Origin of the sequence: Pseudomonas frederiksbergensis (assembly GCF_003732275.1) — a bacterium.
Classification (GTDB): Bacteria; Pseudomonadota; Gammaproteobacteria; order Pseudomonadales; family Pseudomonadaceae; genus Aquipseudomonas; species Aquipseudomonas frederiksbergensis_H.
The window spans coordinates 14,822-32,270 of sequence record NZ_MOBM01000041.1 but is presented as its reverse complement, the minus strand read 5'-3'; the positions used below and the strand labels follow the sequence as shown (position 1 = coordinate 32,270).

Below are 17,449 nucleotides of genomic sequence, written 5' to 3'. Positions count from 1 at the left end.
CGTGGCCTCCCTGGCCCTCAATGTCTGGTAACAGGTAGAAATCTGCCCTGAATTAAAGCTGTTGCATCATTTTGCGCACGCCGGCCACATGGCGTCGACTGACGATCAGGGCATCGCCGTTCAGGCCTTTGAGAAACAGCTGGAAATGCCCCAGGGGCGTGCGTTGCAGCCGCTCGATGCGTTCGCGAGCAACCAATGCGTTGCGGTGGATCCGCACGAAACGGTCGCCAAATTCGTCTTCGAGGGCCTTGAGTGGTTCGTCTAGCAGCACTTCACCGCCTTCATGACGCAAGGTGACGTACTTGTGGTCGGCAATGAAGTAGACCACCTGACCCAACGGAATCAGTTCGATACCTTTTCGGGTGCGGGCGCTGATGTGGCTGCGCGGGCCGCTACCGGTTTCGGCCGCCGGGCGAGTCAAGGCCGCGAGCTGGACGCGATTGGGTCGCTCGGCTTTCTTTAATGCTTCGTGTAACTGTTCTGTGCGCACTGGCTTCACCAGATAACCCACGGCGCTGGCCTGTAGGGCTTCCACGGCAAATTCATCGGGCCCGGTGCAAAACACCACGGCAGGCGGGGTTTCGCGTTCGCACAATCGTGCAGCCACTTGCAGGCCATCGAGGCCCGGCATGCGAATATCGAGTAGCACGATATCCGGTTTGTGACTGTCGATCAGTGCCAACGCCTCTTCGCCGTTCGTGGCGCTGGGCTCCAGGACATTGTATCCCTCGAGTTCGCCGACCATTCGGCTCAGGCGCTCGCGGGCCAGGGGTTCGTCATCAACGATCAGGACATTCATATTGCGCTGGATTCCTGCGTGAGTCTCGCACAAGGATAGCGTAGACAGGTGAAGTGACGTCCGTCACCGCGATCCACGCTAAGACTAGCGCGAGGGCCAAAAAGTGCCGCGAGACCGACGGCTAAATTTTTATCTGCCGCGTGACTGGCGGCCCAGGCCCGCACTGGCGAGGCATCGCCGTAGGGTTTGCTGATACACAATATGAACACCCCTCTTCTCTCTATAGTCAGCTGCAGCATCGAGAAGTGCGCTGATCCTCTGTCCAACTGTAGACGGTTGCCGGGACGATATTGCTCAATTGAAAAATATCGTTGCGCAATTTCCGTATCGTTTGCTCCGAGCAGGGGTCGCACGATGAGAAAAAACCTGTCGACCAGTGTCAGCGACAGGATTGGCAACCCTGTTATTATCCGCGTCAGCGTTTCACGCCATCTTTCTTCAAGCCGATACGAGCGAATTCATGAGCACTGACAAGACCAATCAGTCCTGGGGCGGCCGCTTCAGTGAACCCGTCGACGCCTTCGTCGCCCGCTTCACCGCCTCCGTCACCTTCGACCAGCGCCTGTATCGCCACGACATCATGGGCTCGATCGCCCACGCCAGCATGCTGGCCAAGGTCGGCGTGCTGACCGATGCCGAGCGCGACAGCATCATCGATGGCCTGAACACCATCCAGGGTGAAATCGAGGCCGGCCAGTTCGACTGGAGCATCGACCTTGAAGACGTGCACATGAACATCGAGGCGCGTCTGACCGACCGCATCGGCGTGACCGGTAAAAAGCTGCACACCGGCCGCAGCCGTAACGACCAGGTCGCCACCGACATCCGTCTGTGGCTGCGTGACGAGATCGACCTGATCCTCAGCGAAATCACCCGCCTGCAACAAGGCCTGCTGGAGCAGGCCGAGCGCGAAGCCGCCAGCATCATGCCGGGCTTCACTCACCTGCAAACCGCGCAGCCGGTGACCTTCGGGCATCACATGCTGGCCTGGTTCGAAATGCTCAGCCGCGACTACGAGCGTCTGGTGGACTGCCGCAAGCGCACCAACCGCATGCCGCTGGGCAGCGCCGCACTGGCTGGCACCACTTACCCGATCGACCGCGAATACACCGCTCAACTGCTGGGCTTCGACGCTGTCGGCGGTAACTCCCTGGACAACGTGTCCGATCGCGACTTCGCCATCGAGTTCTGTTCGGCCGCGAGCATCGCGATGATGCACTTGTCGCGTTTCTCCGAAGAGTTGGTGTTGTGGACCAGCGCGCAGTTCCAGTTCATCGATCTGCCGGACCGTTTCTGCACCGGCAGCTCGATCATGCCGCAAAAGAAAAACCCGGACGTGCCGGAGCTGGTTCGCGGCAAGACTGGCCGGGTATTCGGCGCACTGATGGGCCTGCTGACCCTGATGAAAGGCCAGCCGCTGGCCTACAACAAGGACAACCAGGAAGACAAGGAACCGCTGTTCGACGCCGCCGACACCCTGCGCGACTCGCTGCGTGCCTTTGCCGACATGATCCCGGCGATCAAACCGAAACACGCGATGATGCGCGAAGCGGCCCTGCGCGGTTTCTCCACGGCTACCGACCTGGCCGACTATCTGGTGCGCCGTGGCCTGCCGTTCCGTGATTGCCACGAGATCGTTGGCCATGCGGTGAAGTACGGCGTGGAAAGCGGCAAGGACCTGGCGGAAATGAGCCTGGAAGAACTGCGCAAGTTCAGCGATCAGATCGAGCAGGACGTATTTGCCGTGCTGACCCTGGAAGGCTCGGTGAATGCCCGTGACCACATCGGCGGGACTGCGCCGGCGCAGGTCAAGAAGGCAGTTGCTCGCGGTCAGGCGTTGCTCGCCAGCCGTTAAAATCTTCGCGGGCAAGTCGGATCGCCGCACCGCTCGCTCCTACAAAGACCGTGTTTGTTCTTGTAGGAGCGAGCGGTGCGGCGATCCGACTTGCCCGCGAAGGCATTCTCAAGATCGTTACACGTCTACTTTTTGGACGCGATCATCTGCAGAAACGCAGGCATCGCCGCGTCCTTGTCCTTTGCGATCCGCTGCACATGCGGATTCTGCTCCAGACGCTCCAGCAGCGCCCTGGCCGCCGGCATCTCGGCCAACAAATCGATATCAAACAGCTTCTGCGCCACTGCACGGGCCAACGGCACGCTATACAGAAAATACACATCAGCAATGCTCAGGCTGTCACCCGCCACATAGGGGGCGAACTTGCCGTGTCTGCCCAGCGAGGCAAACCCCAGCAGCAATTCGGCCTTGGTCTTTTCCTGGATAGCGTCCGGTACCGTCATGCCGAAAAACGCCGCGGGGTAACAGGCGCGTCCGGGCAGTTCGATGTACAGCTCGATTTCCTTGGCCAAGGCCAGGACCTGCGCTCGCTCGTAAGGATCGCTCGGCAGCAGCGGCGTGCCTTTCTGGCTCTGCTCGAGGTACTCGAGAATCACGCTGGTTTCATTGATGAAACCTTGTTCGACGCCCAGCACCGGAACCTTTCCACGCGGGCTGATGGCTAGCGTCTCGGGGGTATTGTTTGGGTAAAACGGCACCTCTTCAAACGGCAGTCCCTTCTCCAGCAACGCCAGCTTGACCATGTTGTAGTAGTTGCTGACGCAAAATCCATAAAGCTTGAGCATTACATAGCCTCCAGGCCGTGCAGGGGTTGGCAGCGCCAGTTATAGAACGCTCGGGCACTTCTTGCCAGCAGCATCACAGCGCTGAATGCAGGTAAACTGGCCGCCTTTCCTTGAGGAGCCTGCCATGAGCGAGCCTAACGATATCGACAACGACGAAGAAGAGTTCACCGAAACGACGCTGATCGAAGCGATCGAGAACCAGATCGAAAGCGATAACCCGCCAGCAGCCAAGGCGACCTTCAACAAGCTGACCCTGGTCGGTTACGAGCGTGAAGAAATCCTCAGCCTGATGGCCCACGTGCTGGCGGTGGAAATCGACGCGATCCTCGAAGAAGACCGCGCGTTTAACACCCAATGGTACGAAGCTGCGCTGCGCGCTCTGCCAGAGTTACCGCCGGAAAAGCAATAAGCCAGTCCTGTCACGGGGCTTTTGTGGCGAGGGAGCTTGCTCCCGTTCGGCTGCGTAGCAGTCGCAAAGCTTTTGGGGCCGCTTCACGACCCAACGGGAGCAAGCTCCCTCGCCACAGACAAGCCCCTTCGCCACAGAAGCCCGCCTCCACATAAATTGTCACCAATCCATACCGCCTTGCCCCAGACGCTGACTAAACTGGAAACCACCCCGAGGCGAAAAAACCCTGTTACGAGCACTGGACATGCCGCGCGAGTGGGATCACCTTAGGAGCGCTATCGTCCAATTCCTAGAAAGTCTGGAGTCCTTATGTCGCTTACCCCTGAGTTGGTTGCCGAACTGGAAATCCTCGCCCTCTTCAACCTGGACAGTTCCCAGGAAGGTTTGAAAATTCATCAGACCGCTGCCCCGAAAGCCATTGCCGCTGCCCAAAGACTGTTCGACAAAGAATTGATCACCCAGCCCGATGGCGGTTATCTGACCAGCCTGGGGCGTGACGCTGCACAAAATGTGCAAACCGTTCTAACCATTCTGTCCGTGCGCGAAACAGCCTGAGCCTCACCGCATCGCCCACGGAAACCTCTGTCACGGGATTTCCGCGGGCACACTTTGGTGCCCACTGTCGCCGTGCGATAGAAACCTGACGCCAGAAATACAAAATCAGCTTAAAAGTCCCGGGGCCGAGGCGCTAAACTGCCCCTCATCCCGAGCCCTCCACGTCCGAGCCCGCGAGCCGGATTGAGCTGACATGACCCGCACCCATGAAATCCGCCCCGATCTGGACGAGGGAATCGACCGCAAGGTTCTCAGCCAGCTGCGCGCCCGTTTTCTGAAGCTCAACGAGGGCCGCATGGCCCGTGCAATGGAAGGGCTGTCGACCCGCCAGCAAACGGTTCTGACCCTGCTGCCGCTGTTTTTCCACGTCAATCATCCGCTGTTGCCGGGTTACGTTTCGGGTAGCACTCCGGCCGGGCTGTCGAATTTCGAACCTGACGCCAACGCCCTCGCCGAAGTCCAGCGCCTGACCCGCTCGTTTTCCTATAAGCCGCGCCACGGCAGCAATCCGCCGCGACCAATTCACGGCCTGTTCCTGATGGGCAGCCTCGGTACCTTGGCCCAAGCCGATCAGAGCGACATGGACGTATGGGTCTGTCACGGACCGGACTTGAGCGAAAGCGAGCTCACAGAACTGCGCAAGAAATGCCAGTTGCTTGAAATATGGGCCGCCAGCCAGGGTGCCGAGGCGCATTTCTTCCTGATCGACCCGGCTCGCTTCGTGCTCGGCGAGCGCGATACCCAACTGAGTTCGGAAGACTGTGGCACCACCCAGCACTATCTGCTGCTGGACGAGTTCTACCGCACCGCGATCTGGCTGGCCGGCCGTACACCCATCTGGTGGCTGGTGCCGGTTTATGAAGAGGCGGCGTACGACCGGTATACCCACACGCTGTTATCCAAGCGTTTCATCCGTGCCGACGAAACCCTGGACCTGGGGCATCTGGCGTATATCCCGCCGGGGGAATTCATCGGTGCCGGGCTCTGGCAATTGTTCAAAGGCATCGAGTCACCGTACAAATCAGTGCTCAAACTGCTGCTGACCGAGGTCTATGCCAGCGAACACCCCAAGGTCCAGTGCCTGAGCCTGCGCTTCAAACAAGCAGTGTTTGCCAATCAACTGGACCTTGATGAACTGGATCCATATGTCGTGGTTTACCGGCGAATCGAGGAATACCTCATGGCCCGGGGCGAACCGGAACGGCTGGAGCTGGTACGCCGCGCGCTGTACTTGAAGGTCAACCGCAAACTCACCGGCAGCAGCGGTCGCACCCAGAGCTGGCAGCGTTCGTTGCTCGAACGCCTGGCCCACGAATGGCAATGGGATCAGCGTCAGCTCGCATTGCTCGACAGTCGCAGTCAGTGGAAAGTCCGCCAGGTCAGCGCCGAACGCCGAGCCCTGGTCGGCGAGCTGAATTACAGCTACCGCTTCCTGACGCAGTTCGCCCGCAACGAGCAGACCGTCAGCCTGATCAACAAGCGCGACCTCAATGTACTGGGCCGGCGGTTGTACGCGGCCTTCGAGCGCAAGGCTGACAAGGTCGAGTTCATCAACCCCGGCATCGCTCCCGATCTGGCCGAAGACACCCTGACGCTGGTGCAGGCGCCGAACAAAAAAGAACCGGGGCAAACCCAATGGGGTTTGTACAACGGCAGCCTGACCACTCACGAGTGGGAGCATTTCGCGCCAATCAAGCGCAGTCGTCAGTTACTGGAACTACTCACCTGGTGCCACCGCAACGGCGTGATCGACAGCAGCACCCGCCTGGCCTTGCACCCCGGCACCAGCGACTTGAGCGAGTTCGAACTGTTCAACCTGCTCGGCAGCCTGCAACAAAGCATCGCCCTGCCTTTGACCACTGTCGCCGAAGAGCCTTTGCTGCGCGCCAGTGTGCCGAGCGAAGTACTGATTCTGGTAAACGTCGGCATCGATCCGCTCAAGCACCATCGCGACCTGAACATCCTGATGACCACCGAGCGCACCGATTCCCTGAGCTATGCCGGCGTGCGGGAAAACCTGGTATTGACCCTGGATCAGGTCACGCTCAATAGCTGGAACGAGGTGCTGGTCAGCCGTTTTGACGGCCCCCACGCCCTGCTCGACTGCCTGCGCGATTACCTCAACAACCTGCCGGACGGGCCACAACAGCCCAAGCTGCGGGTGCGTTGTTTTTGCCACAACCGCGCGCAATTCATTGCCCGGCGGGTCGAAGAAATCCTCGACACCGCGCAGAACCTGCTGCTGAGCAAACTCAATTATCGTTACCTGATTCAGGTCCAGCAGCACTACCACGTGCTGGAGCTGACGCCGGGCCAGGTCAATCACGTCGCCCTCGCCACCCTGCCGGCTCTGTTCGACTACCTCGGCGAAGAACTGGCGAGCTACAGCCCGTTTCATCTGGACCCGATGGCACTGGAAGACCACGATCTGGCGCTGATCCTGCCTATGGGGCAACCCGACTGCGTTCAGGTGTTCTACCGGGTCCACGAACACCAGGCCGATTTGTATGTACTGGATGAATTCAATGCCTTGTGGCAGCAGTGTTTGCCTTATCACGACGAACAAAGCCTGCTGGTGCCGCTGCAACGCTTCCTGCAATCGATCCAGTACCGGCGCGATGCCTTGCTGCCGATGGACGCAGCCCAGCCACTGAGCCTGGACACGCTGTATTACCAGTTGTTGCCTTCAGGTACTGCACGGGCGCGTCGGGTCGAAGCCCGGCCGGCGCCACAAACCCCGGTCAACAAACCGTTCTATGACGTACAGGCCATCGTCGGCAAAGCCGCACCAGGGCAGGTGCAGGTCACGTTGTATTGCAATCAGCGGGAATTTTCAGAGCTGGAACATGGCGACCAACTGTTCAGCGTGGTCGCCGGGGAAATCGTCGAGCAGCGCCGCGAGACCGAACGCTATCGCTGCTACATCACCGACCTGGACCTGTCGGGCCTGCTCGGTGATGGTCAGGGTTCAAGCCATCTGTATCTGCGCTACAAGGCCGACCTGGAACGCGCACTGAACGAGGCGCTCGAGCAGGTCTGAAGGGATGTTATTCCGGGAAGTCGCCGCCATGAGCAGGCTGCGATTCAACTTCCAGCAGGGTCAGTTTCAAGGTTTTGCCGCCCGGTGCCGGCCAGTCGATGTGCTGGCCAACCTTCAGGCCGAGCAACGCACTGCCCACCGGCGCGAGAATGGAAATCCGGCCTTCGTCGGCATTGGCATCCTTGGGGTAAACCAGGGTCAGGTGATAGTCCTTGCCGCTGCTCTCTTCACGGCAATGCACACGGGAATTCATGGTCACGACATCGGCGGGCACTTCATCGTGACCGACCAGAGTATCGGCGCGATCCAGTTCGGTTTGCAGCGCGATAACGCCCGGCAGCGTGTCATCCAGGCTGTCGATCAGGCGCTCCAGACGTTGTACGTCCAGACGGGTAAGGGTGATGGAAGGTGCGGTCATGATCAGGGCAGACTCCTTTCTTCTGCACGAAAAAAGCAAAACCCCGCCAGAAAAAGGCGGGGTTTTCACGAGCCTCGATGGGTTGAGGCGTCTCTGGACACTATCACAGCTCAATAAATATACAAGTGAGGGGCGGCGGACGGTTTCCCGCCCCTGTAGGAGCTGCCGCAGGCTGCGATCTTTTGGCGGCGCTGAAGATTGCTGTAGAGCAAGATCAAAAGATCGCAGCCTGCGGCAGCTCCTACAGTGAACTGGCGGTAGCCTTACGATTCGAGGCCTGCGCACAAATCACCCGCCGCCGCTCATCATCCGCCGAGCGCCATTCGCGAATATCTTCGACATGGCGGAAACACCCCAGGCAGACCTTCTGTTCATCCAGCCGACACACACCACTGCACGGCGACGGCACTGCCGGGCTGACATTGCTGTAAAGCGGTTTGGGCGGACGAACGGGTACAGGCGGGGTCACGATCTCACAGGCCTTCGAAATCAAAGTCAGCGCCAGCCTGTTGCTTGACGATACGCTCCAGCATTTCGCCCAACTGCTCTTCGCTCTTGTCGCACATCCAGCGCTCGCTTTCTTCGTCGTAGTCGAAGTGGAAACCACCGGAAACAGCCGCCAGCCACAGCTGACGCAACGGTTCCTGACGACTGAAGATCAACTGGCTGCCGTTTTCGAACTTGACGGTGAGCACACCGGCTGAACTTTCCAGATCGATATCCAGGTCACTCTCGTCGAAAATATCCTCCAGCGCCTGCTGGGTTGCATCGACCAGGTCGTGGAAACGGGCTTCGGTCAAACTCATTGCGGGAACCTCAAAAAGTGTCTACTCACGCTCAAGCGCCGCAAGATACGGGCGAGCCCCGGTGATTGCAAAGGATAACGACCCATGGCGATCACGAAACCTGTGGGAGCGAGCCTGCTCGCGAAGAGGCCATCATATTCAACATCAATGTTGACTGACACTACGCCTTCGCGAGCAGGCTCGCTCCCACAGGGATTGCGCTTGGCTGACCGACATCGTGCCAAGCCCCGCCGGACGGGAGGCGCGTCGCATAGGCAAGCTGCCGGGTGGCCGGTATACTCCGGCGCAATTAACGCATTTTCAAGGATTTCGCCATGAAGCGCCTGATCTCTTCCCTTGCTGCGCTCGTCGCGGTTGCCTGCCTTGTGTCGGCCTGTGGTCAAAAAGGCCCGCTGTACCTGCCTGATGAAAATCAGGATCCTGCAGAGCAAGCCAAATCATCGCAGCAGACTCCGTCGAAAGCACATAAGCACGACGTCTACTAAGGGAACGCTATGGACGCTTTTAACTACCGTGACGGTGAGCTGTTCGCGGAAGGTGTTGCCCTGTCCGCCATCGCCGAGCGCTTTGGTACACCGACCTACGTCTACTCCCGTGCCCACATCGAAGCCCAGTACCTGGCTTACGCCGATGCGCTGGCAGGCATGCCGCATCTGGTCTGCTTTGCGGTCAAGGCCAACTCCAACCTGGGCGTACTGAATGTCCTGGCGCGTATTGGCGCCGGTTTCGACATCGTTTCCCGTGGCGAGCTCGAGCGCGTACTGGCCGCTGGCGGCACTGCTGACAAGATCGTGTTCTCCGGTGTCGGCAAGACCCGTGACGACATGCGTCGTGCGCTGGAAGTCGGCGTGCACTGCTTCAACGTCGAGTCCACCGATGAGCTCGAACGCCTGCAAGTAGTGGCCGCCGAACTGGGCGTTCGCGCGCCGATCTCGTTGCGCGTGAACCCGGACGTCGATGCCGGCACTCACCCGTACATCTCCACCGGTCTGAAGGAAAACAAGTTCGGCATCGCCATCGCCGACGCCGAAGACGTGTACATCCGCGCCGCACAACTGCCTAACCTGGAAGTGGTCGGCGTCGATTGCCACATCGGTTCGCAACTGACCACCCTGCCGCCATTCATCGATGCTCTCGACCGCCTGCTGGGCCTGGTCGACCGCCTCGGCGATTGCGGCATCTACCTGCGCCACATCGATCTCGGTGGTGGTTTGGGCGTGCGTTATCGTGATGAAGAGCCGCCATTGGCTGCCGACTACATCAAAGCCGTGCGCGAGCGTCTCGACGGTCGTGACCTGGCGCTGGTGTTCGAGCCTGGCCGTTTCATCGTCGCCAACGCCGGCATGCTACTGACCCAGGTCGAGTACCTCAAGCACACCGAACACAAAGACTTCGCCATCGTCGACGCGGCCATGAACGACCTGATCCGCCCGGCGCTGTATCAAGCCTGGATGGACGTCACCGCCGTGAGCCCGCGCAACAGCGCCGCTCGCGCCTACGACATCGTCGGCCCGATCTGCGAAACAGGCGACTTCCTGGCCAAGGATCGTCAACTGGCGCTGGAAGAAGGCGACCTGCTGGCCGTGCATTCGGCCGGTGCCTATGGGTTTGTCATGAGTTCCAACTACAACACCCGTGGCCGTGCCGCTGAAGTGTTGGTGGACGGTGATCAGGCATTTGAAGTGCGTCGCCGTGAGACGGTAGCCGAGTTGTTTGCTGGCGAAAGCCTGCTGCCGGAGTAAAACCATGCTGCTGCGTTTTACCAAGATGCACGGCCTGGGCAATGACTTCATGGTTCTCGACCTGGTCAGCCAGCACGCGCACATCCTGCCAAAACACGCAAAGCTTTGGGGCGATCGGCACACGGGGATCGGTTTCGATCAGTTGCTGATCGTCGAAGCGCCCAGCAACCCGGACGTGGATTTCCGCTATCGGATCTTCAACGCCGACGGCTCCGAAGTGGAACAGTGCGGCAACGGTGCGCGCTGTTTCGCCCGCTTCGTACTCGACAAGCGCCTGACCGCCAAGCGGCTGATTCGCGTCGAGACCAAAAGCGGCATCATCGAACTGGACATCCGCAACGATGGCCAGATCAGCGTCAACATGGGCGCTCCGCGCCTGGTGCCGGCCGAGATTCCGTTCGAAGCCCCGAGCCAGGCCCTGAGCTATCAGGTCGACGTCGACGGCACCACGGTCGAACTGGCTGCGGTGTCCATGGGCAACCCCCATGCCGTGTTGCGGGTCAGCGACATCAACAACGCACCGGTGCATGAACTGGGACCGAAAATCGAACATCACCCGCGCTTCCCGGCGCGGGTCAATGTCGGTTTTCTCCAGGTCATCGACCGGAGCCGCGCGCAGTTGCGCGTCTGGGAACGCGGGGCCGGGGAAACCCAGGCGTGCGGAACCGGCGCTTGTGCTGCCGCAGTGGCCGCGATCAGCCAGGGGTGGATGGATTCGCCGCTATTGATCGACCTGCCCGGCGGGCGTCTGTCCATTGAATGGGCAGGCCCTGGCCAACCGGTCATGATGACCGGCCCGGCAGTGCGCGTATACGAAGGACAAGTGCGTCTTTGAGTGAGCGAAATCCATGACCGACAAGCCCCAGGTTCCCGCCCTACAGCCCGACGAATCCCCTTCCGAAAGCCTTGAGGCGGCGGCGATTGCCGCGTACCTGGAGGCTCATCCGGATTTCTTCATCGAGCACGAAGAACTGCTCCCGGCCCTGCGCATTCCGCACCAGCGCGGCGACACCATTTCGCTGGTCGAACGCCAGATGACGATTCTGCGCGACCGCAATATCGAGATGCGTCACCGCCTCTCGCAATTGATGGACGTGGCCCGGGACAACGATCGACTCTTCGACAAAACCCGCCGCCTGATTCTCGCGCTGATGGACGCCACCAGCCTGGAAGATGTGGTGATCAGCGTTGAAGACAGCCTGCGCCAAGACTTCCAGGTGCCCTTTGTCAGCCTGATCCTGCTGGGCGACAACCCGATGCCGGTGGGCCGCTGGGTGACGCATGCCGACGCGCAAACGGCCATCGGCGGCTTGCTCTCGGAAGACAAGAGCGTCAGCGGCAGCCTGCGTGAGCATGAACTGGACTTCCTGTTCGGCGAAGAACAGCGCAAGCAGATCGGCTCCACCGCCGTCGTCGCCATCAGTCACCAGGGCATCCACGGCGTTCTGGCCATCGCCAGCCGCGATCCGCAGCACTACAAGAGCTCGGTGGGCACGCTGTTCCTGAGCTACATCGCCGAAGTCATGGGCCGCGTGCTGCCACGGGTCAACAGCTCCCTGCGCTCGGTACGCTGACCATGGAACGACAACTGGACGCTTACTGCGAACACCTGCGCAGTGAGCGGCAGGTGTCGCCGCACACGCTGTACGCCTACCGCCGCGACCTCGACAAAGTGCTGGGCTGGTGCGTCAAACAGAACATCGACAGCTGGGCCGCGCTGGACATCCAGCGCCTGCGCAGCCTGATCGCTCGCCTGCACTCCCAAGGCCAATCATCCCGCAGTCTGGCGCGCCTGCTGTCGGCAGTACGCGGGCTCTATCACTATCTGAACCGCGAAGGTCTGTGCGATCACGACCCGGCCAATGGCCTGGCACCGCCCAAGGGCGAACGTCGCCTGCCGAAGACCCTCGACACTGACCGCGCGCTGCAACTGCTTGAGGGTGCAGTAGAGGATGATTTTCTCGCGCGTCGGGATCAGGCGATTCTGGAGCTGTTCTATTCCTCCGGCCTGCGCCTTTCTGAACTGACCGGGCTCAACCTTGATCAGCTGGATCTGGCTGACGGTATGGTCCAGGTGCTCGGCAAGGGCAGCAAAACCCGCCTGTTGCCGGTGGGCAAAAAGGCGCGCGAAGCGCTGGAGTTGTGGCTGCCGCTACGAGCCATGACCAACCCGGCAGACGACGCAGTGTTTGTCAGCCAGCAAGGCCGGCGCCTCGGCCCTCGGGCGATTCAGGTGCGGGTCAAGGCCGCCGGCGAGCGCGAACTGGGGCAGAACCTGCATCCGCACATGTTGCGACACTCCTTCGCCAGCCATTTGTTGGAGTCCTCTCAGGACTTGCGGGCGGTGCAGGAACTGCTTGGCCACTCGGACATCAAGACCACCCAGATCTACACCCACCTGGACTTCCAGCACCTGGCGACGGTCTACGACAGTGCCCACCCACGGGCTAAACGCATTAAAGGCGATGATTCATGACCATCCAATTGATCACCTTCGACCTCGACGACACCCTGTGGGATACCGCCCCAGTGATTGCCAGCGCCGAAGTCATATTGCGTGAATGGCTGACCGAGCATGCACCGAACCTGGGCGCGGTGCCGGTGGAACATCTGTGGTCGATTCGCGAGCGAGTGCTGAGCCACGAACCGAGCCTCAAGCACCGCATCAGTGCCCTGCGTCGGCGGGTGTTGTTCCATGCGCTGGAAGAAGCCGGTTACAGACATACCGAAGCATCCGACCTGGCCGATCAGGGGTTCGAAGTGTTTCTGCATGCGCGGCATCAGCTGGAGATCTTCCCGGAGGTGCAACCGACCCTGGAAATTCTGGCCAATCACTATGCGCTTGGCGTGGTGACCAACGGCAATGCCGATGTGCGTCGATTGGGGCTGGCGGATTACTTCAAGTTTGCCCTGTGCGCCGAAGACATCGGCATCGCCAAGCCCGATGCGCGACTGTTTCATGAGGCTTTGCAGCGTGGCGGCGCGACCGCCGAAACGGCGGTGCATATCGGCGACCATCCCGGCGACGACATTGCCGGCGCTCAGCAGGCGGGGTTGCGTGCAATCTGGTTTAACCCGGCGGGCAAGGTATGGGAAGCCGAGAAGGCGCCGGATGCAGAGATTCGTAGCCTGAACGAATTGCCGGGGTTGTTGGCGCGGTGGAACGCCCAACACTGACTCAGTACACACATACCCCTGTGGGAGCGAGCCTGCTCGCGATAGCGGTGTGTCAGCCAACATCAATATTGAATGTGACGGCCTCATCGCGAGCAGGCTCGCTCCCACATTGGATCGTATCGAACCCAAGACCTTTGTTCCGCCCATGAAAAAGCCCGCAGCGACGGCGGGCTTTTTCAGCAAGCAAGAAGCAGGCGCTTAGATAGGCCGGCTGCCGTACTTGTTATCAGGCTTCTTGGGAGGATCGGCGACCACATTGGCCTCCACTTCCTGCACCTTGCCGCCCCGTGCCAGAAACTCTTCCATGGCCTTGGCCAGGGCGTCGCGTTCCTTGTTCTTGGCTTCGACGCTCGGCAGCTCATCGACCGATACCGCAGCCTTGGCCTTGCCTTTGGCAGTCGGAACGGGCGTATCACCACCGTCATCTTCAGCGACGTCTTCGGCCGCCGCTTCAAGGCCTTCTTCGGTTTCGTCTTCGTCGCCTACTTCGAGGTCGTCGTTTTCCAGATCATCGTCGCTCATGTTCTACCTCATGACTTGCGAAAAGCAGATTAGTTATAGCCCAGCTTTGCCGTCTGTCGACGGCTGCCGGAAAAAAATCAACCACCGCTGGTAACCAGCGGTTTTATGCCCCTTCACCGTGCACGGTGGCGAGGACTTTGCGGGCACCGCCATGATCACGGTGCTCGCCCAGATAAACACCTTGCCAGGTCCCCAACGCCAGTCGGCCTGCCGAAATCGGCAAACTGAGCTGACAGCCAAGCACGCTGGCCTTGAAGTGCGCCGGGAGGTCGTCCAGGCCTTCGTCGTTATGCTCATAGCCGTCTGTTCCTTGTGGGATCAGACGATTGAAAAATCGTTCGAAGTCGCGACGTACCGCCGGATCGGCGTTCTCGTTGATGGTCAACGACGCCGAGGTATGCTGTAGCCACAAATGCAACAGACCGACCCGACACGCCTTGAGTTCAGGCAAGCCGGCGAGTAATTCGTCCGTTACCAGATGAAAGCCCCGGGGCCGTGCCCGCAGGGTAATCAGAGTCTGTTGCCACATACAGTTCTCCGCACGTTCGGGGCGCATTCTAGCGCGCTCTGTGAAAAAACAAAGGCCCTAATATTCCTTCAATCGTGTAAGCCATTGGCCGCAGAAAAACGCCCGTCATAAACGCGACTGAACGTGTATGAAAAAACCTTTCAGCCCTTCCTCCACTGACAAATTCCAGACAAAAAAATGCCCGGCAAGCCGGGCAAATTTTTCATGCGCGTGCTTACAAGTTGTAGCCGCGTTCGTTGTGAAGCGCCAGATCGATGCCGACCGCCTCTTCTTCATCAGTGACACGCAGACCCATGACGGCGTCCAGGACCTTGAGGATGATAAAGGTAACGATCGCGGTGTAGATCACCGTGAAGCCCACACCTTTGCACTGAATCCAGACTTGAGCAGCGATGTCGGTAACGGTGCCGAAACCGCCCAGCGATGGTGCCGCGAACACACCTGTCAGGATTGCGCCGAGGATACCGCCGATACCATGCACGCCGAAGGCATCCAGGGAATCGTCATAACCGAGTTTGCGTTTCAGGGTGGTGGCGCAGAAGAAGCACACCACGCCCGCCGCCAGACCGATCACCAAAGCGCCCATCGGGCCCACGGTGCCTGCCGCTGGAGTGATTGCAACCAGACCGGCCACCACACCCGAAGCGATACCCAGTGCGCTTGGTTTGCCGTGGGTGATCCACTCGGCAAACATCCAGCCCAGCGCCGCAGCAGCGGTGGCGATCTGGGTGACCAGCATCGCCATGCCGGCAGTGCCATTGGCGGCGGCAGCGGAACCGGCGTTGAAGCCGAACCAGCCGACCCACAGCATCGCGGCGCCCATCAGGGTGTAGCCGAGGTTGTGCGGAGCCATCGGGGTAGTCGGGAAACCTTTACGCTTGCCCAGTACCAGGCAGCAAATCAGACCGGCCACACCGGCGTTGATATGCACCACGGTGCCGCCCGCGAAGTCCAGCACGCCCCAGTCCCACAAGAGGCCTCCGTTGCCGGACCAGACCATGTGCGCAATAGGTGCGTAAACCAGGGTGAACCAGATCCCCATGAAGACCAGCATGGCGGAGAACTTCATCCGCTCGGCGAAGGCACCTACGATCAGCGCAGGGGTAATGATGGCGAAGGTCATCTGGAAGGTGACGAACACCGCCTCAGGAAACAGCGCCGCTGGACCGGTCAGGCTGGCGGGTGTGATGCCCGCGAGGAACGCCTTGCCCATGCCGCCGAAGAAGGAGTTGAAGTTGACGACGCCCTGCTCCATGCCGGTGGTGTCGAACGCAACGCTGTAGCCATAAATGACCCACAGAATGCTGATCAGACCGGTAATGGCGAAGCACTGCATCATCACGGAAAGAATGTTTTTCGAGCGAACCATGCCGCCGTAGAACAGCGCGAGGCCGGGAATGGTCATGAACAGCACAAGGGCTGTCGAGGTCATCATCCAGGCGGTATCGCCGGAATTGAGGACTGGGGCCGCCACTTCGTCTGCCGCCATGGCCAGGCCGGGCATTACGAGGGACAACAGGGCTCCTAGCCCTGCGAATTTACGCAGAGTCATATTGTTTTCTCCTGGGGCGTTGGGTTTGTGGCGGCTTAGATTGCGTCGGTATCGGTTTCGCCGGTACGGATGCGAATCGCCTGTTCCAGATTGACCACGAAGATCTTGCCGTCACCGATCTTGCCGGTGTTGGCGGCCTTGGTTATCGCCTCGATAACCCGGTCCAGATCCTTGTCGTCAATGGCGACATCGATCTTCACCTTGGGCAGGAAATCGACCACGTACTCCGCGCCGCGATACAGCTCGGTGTGACCCTTCTGCCGACCGAAGCCTTTGACCTCAGTAACAGTAATGCCCTGCACGCCGATCTCGGACAGCGACTCGCGCACGTCGTCCAGTTTGAACGGCTTGATGATGGCAGTGACTAGCTTCATGAAAACTCTCTCCCGAATTGGTGGACTTGCCCCAGGAAAACAAACCCGACTCAAGTCTAAGCGCAGTGCCTGGCTTTGTAACGCATCGTCGGCCTTACCTGCCCGTCCGACGCCAGCGAACCACTCCGCACGAAACTTCCCCCGTTCCGCTTGGCGCACTGCATTCGTCACAGCGACTGCATCAGTGCATGGGTCACCAGCGACTAAGCAGAAAGCTTGCCATCTATCCAAAACCCATAGATTTCAATCCCTTGGCCGCTACTGCAGGCCCCATCGCCCGATTGACACATCGGTTACGCACAACAACAGTGCGCGGCCGCCCACTCGCATGCGCGAAAAGCGTGCATCGCAGCTGCCGGATTGACTATAGACACTGCGTGATACACTGCCCGCCATTGTTGACAGGACATTTCCCATGCTCGCGCCCAAAGACTTCCTCGACGCCCTGAGCGGCACCGCCTCCCGCCTCTTCAGCGGCGATACTCCACTGCCAAAAAGCGAAATCGAAAGCCAGTTCAAGGCTTTGTTGCAGAGCGGCTTCAGCAAGCTGGATCTGGTGAGCCGGGAAGAGTTTGATAGCCAGATGGTTGTGCTGGCACGGACCCGGGCACGGTTGGAGAGCCTCGAGGCGAAAGTGGCGGAGCTGGAAGCGAAGCTCAGCCCACCTGCCGAGTAACCCCGCCGATCCCTTTTGACAATGGGGTCTATGTGGGAGCGAGCCTGCTCGCGATAGAGTCACCACGGTGTTCCAGCAGCCCCTCGCTGGAACAACCACCCCTGTAGGAACTGCCGAAGGCTGCGATCTTTTGATCTTAAGCCCCGCAAATATCCCGGCAACGTCCTACAAAGATCAGCACCGCCGTCCGATTGCGTCGTAAGGCCTCCA

20 protein-coding genes are annotated in these 17,449 nt (G+C 60.0%); 11 read left to right on the top strand and 9 right to left on the bottom strand.

Annotation, left to right across the window (positions count from 1 at the left end; translation table 11 throughout):
* Window positions 1-52: 52 nt before the first annotated feature.
* A complete protein-coding gene (locus BK662_RS32145; protein ID WP_007899317.1) occupies window positions 53-799 on the bottom strand; it encodes a LytR/AlgR family response regulator transcription factor in 747 nt (248 codons plus the stop codon).
* A gap of 460 nt (window positions 800-1,259) precedes the next feature.
* On the opposite strand from BK662_RS32145, the gene argH reads away from it, so the two are divergent.
* Window positions 1,260-2,654 carry an argininosuccinate lyase gene (gene argH / locus BK662_RS32140; RefSeq protein ID WP_123360922.1) on the top strand — a complete coding sequence of 465 codons (1,395 nt, stop codon included), beginning with the start codon at window positions 1,260-1,262 and terminating at the stop codon, window positions 2,652-2,654.
* Window positions 2,655-2,779: 125 nt separating this feature from the next.
* Here argH and BK662_RS32135 read toward each other — a convergent pair whose 3' ends face one another.
* Entirely contained in the window at window positions 2,780-3,439 is a 660-nt protein-coding gene (locus BK662_RS32135) for a glutathione S-transferase family protein (RefSeq protein WP_123360921.1), read from the bottom strand.
* A gap of 124 nt (window positions 3,440-3,563) precedes the next feature.
* On the opposite strand from BK662_RS32135, the gene BK662_RS32130 reads away from it, so the two are divergent.
* The 3 genes from BK662_RS32130 (at window position 3,564) to BK662_RS32115 (ending at window position 7,443) form a co-directional block, all read left to right on the top strand.
* Window positions 3,564-3,848: a hypothetical protein gene (locus BK662_RS32130; RefSeq protein WP_123360920.1), complete on the top strand. Its 285-nt coding sequence runs from the start codon at window positions 3,564-3,566 to the stop codon at window positions 3,846-3,848.
* A gap of 309 nt (window positions 3,849-4,157) precedes the next feature.
* Window positions 4,158-4,403 (top strand): TIGR02647 family protein, encoded by a 246-nt coding sequence (locus BK662_RS32120; protein WP_007894898.1) that lies wholly within the window; start codon window positions 4,158-4,160, stop codon window positions 4,401-4,403.
* Window positions 4,404-4,596: 193 nt separating this feature from the next.
* On the top strand, window positions 4,597-7,443 hold the full coding sequence (locus BK662_RS32115; protein WP_123360919.1) for a class I adenylate cyclase: 2,847 nt from the start codon (window positions 4,597-4,599) through the stop codon (window positions 7,441-7,443).
* A 7-nt stretch (window positions 7,444-7,450) separates the two neighbouring features.
* Here BK662_RS32115 and rnk read toward each other — a convergent pair whose 3' ends face one another.
* The 3 genes from rnk to cyaY form a co-directional block, all read right to left on the bottom strand.
* A complete protein-coding gene (gene rnk / locus BK662_RS32110) occupies window positions 7,451-7,861 on the bottom strand; it encodes a nucleoside diphosphate kinase regulator (RefSeq protein ID WP_034147684.1) in 411 nt (136 codons plus the stop codon).
* Window positions 7,862-8,102: 241 nt separating this feature from the next.
* Window positions 8,103-8,330 (bottom strand): DUF1289 domain-containing protein, encoded by a 228-nt coding sequence (locus BK662_RS32100; protein WP_123361045.1) that lies wholly within the window; start codon window positions 8,328-8,330, stop codon window positions 8,103-8,105.
* Between the two features lie 4 nt (window positions 8,331-8,334).
* The gene (gene cyaY, locus BK662_RS32095; protein ID WP_123360917.1) at window positions 8,335-8,667 is read right to left on the bottom strand and encodes an iron donor protein CyaY; all 333 of its coding nucleotides are present in this window, start codon (window positions 8,665-8,667) and stop codon (window positions 8,335-8,337) included.
* 314 nt (window positions 8,668-8,981) lie between these two features.
* Here cyaY and lptM point away from each other — a divergent pair, with 314 nt between their 5' ends.
* From lptM to BK662_RS32060, 6 genes are read left to right on the top strand one after another with little or no spacing between them, the layout of a single operon-like run.
* The gene (gene lptM / locus BK662_RS32085) at window positions 8,982-9,152 is read left to right on the top strand and encodes an LPS translocon maturation chaperone LptM (protein WP_074871901.1); all 171 of its coding nucleotides are present in this window, start codon (window positions 8,982-8,984) and stop codon (window positions 9,150-9,152) included.
* Between the two features lie 9 nt (window positions 9,153-9,161).
* Complete coding sequence (gene lysA, locus BK662_RS32080; protein ID WP_123360916.1) at window positions 9,162-10,409, top strand: diaminopimelate decarboxylase; 1,248 nt, start codon at window positions 9,162-9,164, stop codon at window positions 10,407-10,409.
* A gap of 4 nt (window positions 10,410-10,413) precedes the next feature.
* Window positions 10,414-11,244 carry a diaminopimelate epimerase gene (gene dapF, locus BK662_RS32075; protein WP_008007547.1) on the top strand — a complete coding sequence of 277 codons (831 nt, stop codon included), beginning with the start codon at window positions 10,414-10,416 and terminating at the stop codon, window positions 11,242-11,244.
* A gap of 13 nt (window positions 11,245-11,257) precedes the next feature.
* Complete coding sequence (locus BK662_RS32070) at window positions 11,258-11,983, top strand: DUF484 family protein (RefSeq protein ID WP_123360915.1); 726 nt, start codon at window positions 11,258-11,260, stop codon at window positions 11,981-11,983.
* Window positions 11,984-11,985: 2 nt separating this feature from the next.
* Window positions 11,986-12,885: a tyrosine recombinase XerC gene (xerC, locus tag BK662_RS32065; protein ID WP_007942372.1), complete on the top strand. Its 900-nt coding sequence runs from the start codon at window positions 11,986-11,988 to the stop codon at window positions 12,883-12,885.
* Window positions 12,882-13,586 (top strand): HAD family hydrolase, encoded by a 705-nt coding sequence (locus BK662_RS32060; RefSeq protein ID WP_123360914.1) that lies wholly within the window; start codon window positions 12,882-12,884, stop codon window positions 13,584-13,586. Before xerC ends, BK662_RS32060 begins: the two co-directional genes overlap by 4 nt.
* 198 nt (window positions 13,587-13,784) lie before the next feature.
* Here the strand turns inward: BK662_RS32060 and sutA are convergent, their stop codons facing one another.
* The 4 genes from sutA to glnK all read right to left on the bottom strand — a co-directional run bounded on the left by sutA (window position 13,785) and on the right by glnK (window position 16,563).
* Window positions 13,785-14,108 (bottom strand): dormancy-specific transcriptional regulator SutA, encoded by a 324-nt coding sequence (sutA, locus tag BK662_RS32055; RefSeq protein WP_030129119.1) that lies wholly within the window; start codon window positions 14,106-14,108, stop codon window positions 13,785-13,787.
* Window positions 14,109-14,211: 103 nt separating this feature from the next.
* Complete coding sequence (locus tag BK662_RS32050) at window positions 14,212-14,637, bottom strand: secondary thiamine-phosphate synthase enzyme YjbQ (RefSeq protein WP_007989493.1); 426 nt, start codon at window positions 14,635-14,637, stop codon at window positions 14,212-14,214.
* Between the two features lie 214 nt (window positions 14,638-14,851).
* Window positions 14,852-16,189, bottom strand: coding sequence for an ammonium transporter (locus tag BK662_RS32045; protein ID WP_123360913.1), 1,338 nt, complete (start codon window positions 16,187-16,189; stop codon window positions 14,852-14,854).
* 35 nt (window positions 16,190-16,224) lie between these two features.
* Complete coding sequence (glnK, locus tag BK662_RS32040; RefSeq protein ID WP_002555808.1) at window positions 16,225-16,563, bottom strand: P-II family nitrogen regulator; 339 nt, start codon at window positions 16,561-16,563, stop codon at window positions 16,225-16,227.
* A gap of 415 nt (window positions 16,564-16,978) precedes the next feature.
* Between glnK and BK662_RS32035 the strand changes: the two genes are divergently transcribed.
* Window positions 16,979-17,239 carry an accessory factor UbiK family protein gene (locus BK662_RS32035; RefSeq protein ID WP_123360912.1) on the top strand — a complete coding sequence of 87 codons (261 nt, stop codon included), beginning with the start codon at window positions 16,979-16,981 and terminating at the stop codon, window positions 17,237-17,239.
* Window positions 17,240-17,449 lie beyond the last annotated feature (210 nt).

Bases quoted from the DNA above. Each gene is read 5' to 3' on its own strand.
- BK662_RS32145 (WP_007899317.1), bottom strand. From the start codon at position 799: ATGAATGTCCTGATCGTTGATGACGAACCCCTGGCCCGCGAGCGCCTG.
- argH (WP_123360922.1), top strand. From the start codon at position 1,260: ATGAGCACTGACAAGACCAATCAGTCCTGGGGCGGCCGCTTCAGTGAA.
- BK662_RS32135 (WP_123360921.1), bottom strand. From the start codon at position 3,439: ATGCTCAAGCTTTATGGATTTTGCGTCAGCAACTACTACAACATGGTC.
- BK662_RS32130 (WP_123360920.1), top strand. From the start codon at position 3,564: ATGAGCGAGCCTAACGATATCGACAACGACGAAGAAGAGTTCACCGAA.
- BK662_RS32120 (WP_007894898.1), top strand. From the start codon at position 4,158: ATGTCGCTTACCCCTGAGTTGGTTGCCGAACTGGAAATCCTCGCCCTC.
- BK662_RS32115 (WP_123360919.1), top strand. From the start codon at position 4,597: ATGACCCGCACCCATGAAATCCGCCCCGATCTGGACGAGGGAATCGAC.
- rnk (WP_034147684.1), bottom strand. From the start codon at position 7,861: ATGACCGCACCTTCCATCACCCTTACCCGTCTGGACGTACAACGTCTG.
- cyaY (WP_123360917.1), bottom strand. From the start codon at position 8,667: ATGAGTTTGACCGAAGCCCGTTTCCACGACCTGGTCGATGCAACCCAG.
- lptM (WP_074871901.1), top strand. From the start codon at position 8,982: ATGAAGCGCCTGATCTCTTCCCTTGCTGCGCTCGTCGCGGTTGCCTGC.
- lysA (WP_123360916.1), top strand. From the start codon at position 9,162: ATGGACGCTTTTAACTACCGTGACGGTGAGCTGTTCGCGGAAGGTGTT.
- dapF (WP_008007547.1), top strand. From the start codon at position 10,414: ATGCTGCTGCGTTTTACCAAGATGCACGGCCTGGGCAATGACTTCATG.
- BK662_RS32070 (WP_123360915.1), top strand. From the start codon at position 11,258: ATGACCGACAAGCCCCAGGTTCCCGCCCTACAGCCCGACGAATCCCCT.
- xerC (WP_007942372.1), top strand. From the start codon at position 11,986: ATGGAACGACAACTGGACGCTTACTGCGAACACCTGCGCAGTGAGCGG.
- BK662_RS32060 (WP_123360914.1), top strand. From the start codon at position 12,882: ATGACCATCCAATTGATCACCTTCGACCTCGACGACACCCTGTGGGAT.
- sutA (WP_030129119.1), bottom strand. From the start codon at position 14,108: ATGAGCGACGATGATCTGGAAAACGACGACCTCGAAGTAGGCGACGAA.
- BK662_RS32050 (WP_007989493.1), bottom strand. From the start codon at position 14,637: ATGTGGCAACAGACTCTGATTACCCTGCGGGCACGGCCCCGGGGCTTT.
- BK662_RS32045 (WP_123360913.1), bottom strand. From the start codon at position 16,189: ATGACTCTGCGTAAATTCGCAGGGCTAGGAGCCCTGTTGTCCCTCGTA.
- glnK (WP_002555808.1), bottom strand. From the start codon at position 16,563: ATGAAGCTAGTCACTGCCATCATCAAGCCGTTCAAACTGGACGACGTG.
- BK662_RS32035 (WP_123360912.1), top strand. From the start codon at position 16,979: ATGCTCGCGCCCAAAGACTTCCTCGACGCCCTGAGCGGCACCGCCTCC.